Raw genomic sequence first — 7,200 nt, forward strand, 5'->3', positions numbered from 1 at the left:
GCTGAATCAGTATTTTGTTAGATTCAAGTGGCCTGTTTTAAATAATTTTTAAGTTTAGAAAATAGGTAATTGTATTTTTGTGAATTAATTGTCGGCGAGTGCTTGTTGCTGGGCAATGAGAATTTGCTCGATTCCTTTTTGTGCCATGGTGATTAAATCATTTAATTGCTGGATGCTGAAGGTGGCGCCTTCGGCTGTTCCTTGGATTTCAATCAGTTGTTGTGACGAAGTCATGACTACGTTGATATCGGCATCACAAGCGGAATCTTCAGGATAGTTCAGGTCGAGCAGAAGTTTACCATTAAGTATGCCGACGGAAATAGCAGCTACTGCTTCACGAATCGGATTTTCATTGATTACGCCACTGGCGAGTAGTTTGTTAACAGCCAGTGACAGGGCAACAAAGGCGCCACTGATACTGGCTGTGCGTGTACCACCATCAGCCTGAATGACATCACAATCAATTAATATCTGACGGCTGCCCAGTTTTTCCATATCTACAACTGCACGTAACGAACGACCAATCAGACGCTGAATTTCCTGAGTGCGGCCAGACTGTTTTCCGGCTACGGCTTCGCGGCGCATACGTCCGTTAGCTGAAGCTGGCAGCATTCCATATTCTGCTGTTACCCAGCCGCGCCCTTGATTTTTGAGAAATGCTGGAACATTTTCATCGATGGTGGCTGTGCAGATTACTTTTGTATTGCCGCAACTGATCAGTACGGAACTATCTGCCTGTGCTAGAAAATGAGGAACAATACTAAGTTTTCGTAGTTCGTTGTCAGCACGATCAGTGCGATTAGGTATGGTGATATTTTTCATACTGGCAGCTATGGTTGAGTGATTGATGGAGAATTATATAACTAGTGTGCTGCCATTCATACTAATTAAGCCTTTTGTAGTTGAAGGTGTTTTCGTTATACTTGATTTAATTGCCAGTTTAAACATAATCAGGCAGGAATAAACGGTTTAAGGAAAATATTATGTTATACAGTATGACTGGCTATGCAAATGCTTCAGGACAGTTTGGAAATCGTCAGATCAATATTGAGCTTAGGGCAGTTAATCATCGCTATCTGGATATTCAGTTTAAAATTAATGAAGAGTTACGCCGGTTTGAGGGGCAGATGCGCGAACTGATCAGTGCACAGGTGGCGCGGGGTAAACTAGAGTGCCGTATACAGATTCAGATGCTTCCTAGCCAAAGTACTGAGAATCTACCGATTAATCACAAGCTGGTAGAGCAACTGGTGGGATTTAATCATGAGTTACGGAGCCAGTATAAAGATTTGGGTAAATTGACGGTGGCAGATATTCTGCATTTTCCCGGGGTGCTGGTTGCGGCTACCGAAGATGAAGAAGTGCTGTTAAACGGGGTGCTGACGCTACTCAAACAGGTATTAACTGAATTTAAGACAGCACGGGAAAGGGAAGGGGAAAAACTCCAGCAGCATTTGCTGAACCGGCTCAATGATATGAATGATATTGTGGCCGCGATGCAGCAGCTGTTTCCGCAGTTATTGCAGGATTATATGGATAAGGCTGAAACACGTTTGCGCGAAGCGGTGGCTCAGGTAGATGCAGAGCGGCTGAAGCAGGAATTTGTCTTGTTTATGCAAAAGGCAGATGTTGACGAGGAATTAAATCGTTTAAATACTCATATTGCTGAAGCACGGCGTTTGATACTGGAGCAGCGTGGCAGTGTGGGCAAACGTTTGGATTTTCTGATGCAGGAACTGAACCGCGAAGCCAATACTCTGGGTAGCAAAGCCATAGCAATGGAATGCACTCAGGCATCAGTTGGTCTTAAAGTGCTGATTGAGCAGATGCGCGAACAGGTACAGAATGTTGAATAATCTGTAATTGTGGTTGTATTGATCAGAACCAGAATTATCTGTAAAAACTAATGGTAATTCTGGCTTTCTGTTGACGGCTTCGTTATATGAACAAAGAGCTGCTAAAAAGACAGATTAACCATGCGTTTGGCTGCTTCAATACATTCTTCGACACTGGAAACCAGTGCAATCCGAACATAACCAGCACCGGCATTACCGTAAGGCGTGTTGCGGGCAAGATATCGCCCCGGTAGTACTCGGATAGCTGCTTTTTGCCATAATTTTTTGGTAAAGGCTAAATCATCACAATCGGGTACTGACAGCCATAAATAAAACGATGCATCAGGTTTCTGTGTGGCAAATTTTTGCTGTAATATTGGAATAACTTTGTCAAATTTTTCCCGATACTGTTTACGATTGGCAATAACATGTTCTTCATCGTTCCATGCTGCAATACTCGCATATTGAACCGGAAGACTCATGGCACTGCCATGATAAGTACGATAAAGCTGGAATTTGGCCAAAAGTTTACTGTCGCCGGCTACAAAGCCTGAGCGTAATCCGGGCGCATTGGAGCGTTTGGACAGACTGGTAAACATAATGAGTCGGTCAAATGTTCGCCCTAATTGAGTGGCTGCCTGTAATGCGCCCAAAGGCTTTTTGTCATTATCAAAGTAAATTTCTGAATAGCATTCATCCGAAGCAATCACAAATCCGTATTGATCCTGTAAGGCGAATAATTTCTGCCATTCTTCCAAATTCATCACTGCTCCGCTCGGGTTACCCGGGGAACATACAAATACCAGTTGTACCTTAGGCCATGTGTTGTTATCGATTTCCTGCCACTGTGGCATAAAATGAGGAGCCCAGCAATTAACATACTCTACACGTGCACCTGCCAGCAGAGCTGCGCCTTCATAAATCTGATAAAACGGATTTGGGCTGATAACTACGGGCTGAAATTGGCTACTGGTATCAATGATGGTCTGGGTGAACGCAAACAAGGCTTCGCGGCTACCCAGAACAGGCAGAACTTCTGTATCGGAGTTAACACTTAATCCTGCATAGCGATGGTTGAGCCACTGGGCACAGGCCTGACGCAGTTGTGGTATACCGGCTGTAACTGGATAAACAGCAATTCCGTCCAGATGCTGAATCAGAGCATTGGTGAGTACGGCAGGGGTGGGGTGTTTGGGTTCACCGATATGTAATGATATTGGTTGCAGACCAGCTGGTGGTTCAATACCATCCATTAATTTTCGTAATTGAGCGAACGGATAAGGCTGTAATAATTCCAGTTTAGGATTCATAATGGTAAGTGCGGAAAATTGTAAATGTTTTGATACTACCATCAATCACATTACCGCGGCAGTGAGCAGATATTATCTGATGGCACATTTGTAATCGGAGGCAGTGTTATAAATAAAAAGCTACATGACTTAAGTGGCTTTGCATGCAGGCACAAAGTCTCAAGCAGATTTCTGTATTGCTTGTGTATTTCCCGTTAGCAAGTAGTCAATGGTTTCTTTTACACTGCGCATAGCAGTACCGAATGGCAGAGGATCTTTACCGCGGAAGAATAATCCTTTATCGGTTTCGCCTCGCCATGCAGCAGCAAGTTTCAGGTCAATACAGAACTGGCCGACTTTTTCCAGCCCATCACGCAAACCACAGACTGACAAACAGTTAATACCCTGAGTGCAGCGTCGCGGGTCTGCTTTTGCATTGGCCTGCAAAATACTTTCGCGCTTCATATAACTGTCAAGAAATTTGGTTTTAACGCCACGAGCCGGCAATCCGGCGACAGACATAAATTCCACAATCTGTTCTCCTTCGGCACCGGCCAGAGTTTTCTTGAAATTAATATGAGCATCTCCTTCTTGAGTAACAGCGAATGCGGTACCAATCTGCACGGCAGCAGCACCCCATTCTTTCAGAGCGGTAGTAATTTTCTGGAAGTTAGCCATACCACCCGCCACGATTAATGGAATTTTTTCCCGTTCTAAATCAAGTTTCTTGAATAGTTCAAAAGTTTCTGTAAGTACGCGTTTGAATTCAAAGCGTTCATCATTCACGCCGGCTACTGTGGCTGCACCCAGATGACCAGCCGCATGAGCAGGATGTTCAATTACTATTGCATCGGGCAGGCGATTTTTTTTCATCCAGCGCTTGAGTACAATGGCTATCCCGCGGGATTCAGACAGGATAGGCATTAAGGCAACATCAGGAAAGTTTTCTGTCATGTCGGGTAAATCTAAAGGCAGACCAGCACCCATGACAATTGCGTGTGCTCCTGACTCACAGGCTTGTCGTACCATCGCCGGATGGTCTTTGACTGCTTTCATCACGTTAACTGCAATCATGCCACGTCCCTGAGACTGGGCTAGTGCAGACTTAATTTCTCGATCCAGAGCAATACGGTTTAGAGTGTCGTATTTTTCCTGCGTTGGATTTTGCTGAGATTGCTCCAGCAAATCAGGATGCAAATGACGTAAATCCACGCTGGCAATCGTACCCACGCCATTTTCACGCGCTACTGCACTGGCCAGACTAGACGCCGACACTCCGACGCCCATACCACCCTGAACAATTGGTATAAGATGATGATTGCGAATAATCAGTGGTGCAAATTCCTGCATATTGCTTCCTGTCTTTGTGATGTAAATAAGTGGTGCTTCATGACGTCACCTAAACTAAAAGCCTGTAATTACTACTGTAAATCTATTAAGTTTGTACTTAATCCAGCTGGCTTTTATAAATTAGTGCATCTACTCTATTCTTGCTCAAAGTCACTGTCAAGAGAATCAAAGCTTCTTGATGGTTCTGGATTTGGCTTTATAATTAGTTTTGTAGGATTTGTACGACAAGGTTAGGTAATGTAATGATTGGCTGTTAAGCCTTAATGCCTAGAGAAATTATTACCAACTCATGTTATATTCACGCAGTGAGCATGAATCAGGTAATCACAACAGGGTAAATAACTAATGGTTACATGTAATGCACAGCGGCGTGCCATTTTGGGTGCGCTGGTTTTATTTCTGTCAGCCTGTGGTACGGGTAGCCGAAAAAGAGTTCAGCCGGACAAAGAGCGCCATCTGGCTCCAATCAGGATTACTAAAATCAGCCATCGGCAGGGAAGTCAGGAATTGCTGTTGCAAAGCATGAGCCTGATTGGTACGCCTTACCGTTATGGCGGTAGTACTCGCGATAACGGATTTGATTGCAGCGGTATGGTGCAATATGTTTACCGGCAGGCATTGCAGGTTAATCTTCCTCGTACCGCACGTGATATAGCTGCTGTTTCCACCCCAATCCGCACGCGAGACTTGCAGGTTGGGGATTTGGTATTTTTTAATACCTCGGGACAGGCTTATTCACATATGGGGTTGTATATCGGTAACGGTAAATTTATCCATGCTCCTTCCAGTAATGGCGTGATTCGTACTGCCAGACTGGATCAACCCTATTTTAGCCAGCGTTTTACAGGTGCACGAACGCTGTTTGCCCGCTAATCAAAAGAATTAACTATTCTTTTTATGACTAAGTAATCACAGTAAACAGGACAATAACATGAGTGAGCAAGATTTGGTATTGGTACTCAATTGCGGCAGTTCTTCCGTAAAGGCTGCGGTAATGGATGTGGCTGAAAAAGAAGTTTTAATGAGCTGTCTGGCCGAAAAAGTAGGCAATACTGATGCTTTCATTACCTTCAAAATAAATGGTGAAAAACATAAACATGCCTTAACCGGTGGTCACGACCATGTTGCTGCTGTAATGGCCTTGCTGGAACAGTTAAAAGCGCTGGGTTTATACGACCGGGTAAAAGCCATTGGCCATCGCGTAGTACATGGCGGTGAACGCTTTACCCAGTCTACCGTGATTACACCTGAAGTAATGCGTGATATTGAGGCCTGCATTGTACTGGCGCCGCTGCATAACCCAGCTCATATTCTGGGTATACAGGCAGCACAACAGGCATTCCCGGAATTACCTCAGGTAGCCGTATTTGATACCGCTTTCCATCAAACCATGCCGCCGCATGCCTATCATTATGCCATTCCGTCAACCTTGTATACCCGCTATGGTGTACGTCGTTATGGTGCACATGGTACCAGCTATCGCTATGTTGCACAGGAAGCCGCGGCATTTTTGCAGCGTGATGTCAATGAGATGAACATGGTGATTGCCCACTTGGGTAATGGCGCATCTATCACTGCGGTTAAAAACGGCCGTTCACAGGATACCAGTATGGGTCTGACACCTCTGGAAGGTCTGGTAATGGGTACACGCTGTGGTGACATCGATCCAAGCATTTTCTCTTTCCTTGCTTCAAATGCCAAAATGAGCATTGAACAGATTACCGAAATGCTGAACAAAGAAAGCGGATTGCTGGGTCTGTCTAATCTTTCCAACGACTGCCGTATGCTGGAAGAGGCCGCCGCCAATGGACATAAAGGTGCAGAGCTGGCTCTGGATGTATTTGCCTACCGTCTGGCTAAATACGTAGGTGGCATGATGGTTGCCTGCGGTAGTCTGGATGCGCTGGTGTTTACCGGTGGTATCGGTGAAAATTCTACCCTGATGCGCGAAAAAGTAGTGAACTATCTGAATGTGTTTGGCATGATTCTTGACCACGATGCCAATATGGAAGCCTGCTTTGGTACACCGGGTGTGATTAGCACTAAAGACAGCAAAGCTGCGGTTATGGTTATTCCAACCAATGAAGAGCTGATGATTGCGCAGGATACTGCTCAGTTAACTGGTATGCGAATGTAATGCTTTAATATTTATATTAGGACGCATATCGTCTTAATTTATTCAGTAATAAAACTGACTTTATGCAATATTAAAAATAAAGTCAGTTTTTTTATGTATTTCATTTAATTGAGTATGTTTCTTAAAAAAGAATGCTTCTTTGTACATATGTTAATCAAATTTCTAAAAGTAAATTTAATAATGCTAAGAGTTAATTCGACTAAATATTGAAGAGAAGATTCGTGATTGAATCTTCTCTTTTTTAAATCAATATTTAATTAAAATATTGTTTACTTTATATATAAAAAATCAAATTTTTAATTGATGATAGAATGTAATCATCTTTTTATTAGTTTAATAAGCCTAAATGCATTTAAATTTTATTATCCTTTATGATAAATATACACTATTATTGATTAATTCTTGATGACTGATGGTTGCATCATCAAAGATAAAATTAAAGGCACGGGTGTGCATCTGATAATTAAAAAAGTTGGTAAAAGTAACCGAATCTTCATTAGCATAGGCATGAATCACAAGATCATTACCGGAACGCGAGAACACTGCATCAGCCAGTTTTGCATTTTCAAATACAATGTCATTATATTTG

7 protein-coding genes are annotated in these 7,200 nt (G+C 43.2%); 3 read left to right on the forward strand and 4 right to left on the reverse strand.

The features are described from left to right. Nucleotides 1-84: 84 nt before the first annotated feature. The gene (gene rph, locus BHC51_RS02120) at nt 85-822 is read right to left on the reverse strand and encodes a ribonuclease PH (RefSeq protein WP_100153196.1); all 738 of its coding nucleotides are present in this window, start codon (nt 820-822) and stop codon (nt 85-87) included. A gap of 161 nt (nt 823-983) precedes the next feature. Here rph and BHC51_RS02125 point away from each other — a divergent pair, with 161 nt between their 5' ends. Continuing rightward, a complete protein-coding gene (locus BHC51_RS02125; protein ID WP_257381396.1) occupies nt 984-1,856 on the forward strand; it encodes a YicC/YloC family endoribonuclease in 873 nt (290 codons plus the stop codon). 101 nt (nt 1,857-1,957) lie between these two features. Here BHC51_RS02125 and dapC read toward each other — a convergent pair whose 3' ends face one another. Both dapC and BHC51_RS02135 read right to left on the reverse strand, forming a co-directional pair. Then, on the reverse strand, nt 1,958-3,145 hold the full coding sequence (gene dapC / locus BHC51_RS02130; RefSeq protein WP_100123998.1) for a succinyldiaminopimelate transaminase: 1,188 nt from the start codon (nt 3,143-3,145) through the stop codon (nt 1,958-1,960). A gap of 159 nt (nt 3,146-3,304) precedes the next feature. Beyond that, nucleotides 3,305-4,474 (reverse strand): NAD(P)H-dependent flavin oxidoreductase, encoded by a 1,170-nt coding sequence (locus tag BHC51_RS02135; protein ID WP_100123992.1) that lies wholly within the window; start codon nt 4,472-4,474, stop codon nt 3,305-3,307. A gap of 345 nt (nt 4,475-4,819) precedes the next feature. On the opposite strand from BHC51_RS02135, the gene BHC51_RS02140 reads away from it, so the two are divergent. Both BHC51_RS02140 and BHC51_RS02145 read left to right on the forward strand, forming a co-directional pair. Then, nucleotides 4,820-5,347 (forward strand): C40 family peptidase, encoded by a 528-nt coding sequence (locus tag BHC51_RS02140; RefSeq protein ID WP_100098883.1) that lies wholly within the window; start codon nt 4,820-4,822, stop codon nt 5,345-5,347. A gap of 58 nt (nt 5,348-5,405) precedes the next feature. After that, nucleotides 5,406-6,611: an acetate kinase gene (locus tag BHC51_RS02145; RefSeq protein ID WP_100153197.1), complete on the forward strand. Its 1,206-nt coding sequence runs from the start codon at nt 5,406-5,408 to the stop codon at nt 6,609-6,611. A gap of 369 nt (nt 6,612-6,980) precedes the next feature. On the opposite strand, the gene BHC51_RS12625 is transcribed toward BHC51_RS02145, so the two are convergent. Continuing rightward, the coding region (locus BHC51_RS12625; RefSeq protein WP_218966363.1) for a hypothetical protein at nt 6,981-7,200 on the reverse strand (220 nt) is incomplete at its 5' end.

The sequence above is a fragment of the Snodgrassella alvi genome (assembly GCF_002777745.1).
In the GTDB taxonomy this organism is placed as follows: domain Bacteria; phylum Pseudomonadota; class Gammaproteobacteria; order Burkholderiales; family Neisseriaceae; genus Snodgrassella; species Snodgrassella alvi_D.

Bases quoted from the DNA above. Each gene is read 5' to 3' on its own strand.
- rph (WP_100153196.1), bottom strand. From the start codon at position 822: ATGAAAAATATCACCATACCTAATCGCACTGATCGTGCTGACAACGAA.
- BHC51_RS02125 (WP_257381396.1), top strand. From the start codon at position 984: ATGTTATACAGTATGACTGGCTATGCAAATGCTTCAGGACAGTTTGGA.
- dapC (WP_100123998.1), bottom strand. From the start codon at position 3,145: ATGAATCCTAAACTGGAATTATTACAGCCTTATCCGTTCGCTCAATTA.
- BHC51_RS02135 (WP_100123992.1), bottom strand. From the start codon at position 4,474: ATGCAGGAATTTGCACCACTGATTATTCGCAATCATCATCTTATACCA.
- BHC51_RS02140 (WP_100098883.1), top strand. From the start codon at position 4,820: ATGGTTACATGTAATGCACAGCGGCGTGCCATTTTGGGTGCGCTGGTT.
- BHC51_RS02145 (WP_100153197.1), top strand. From the start codon at position 5,406: ATGAGTGAGCAAGATTTGGTATTGGTACTCAATTGCGGCAGTTCTTCC.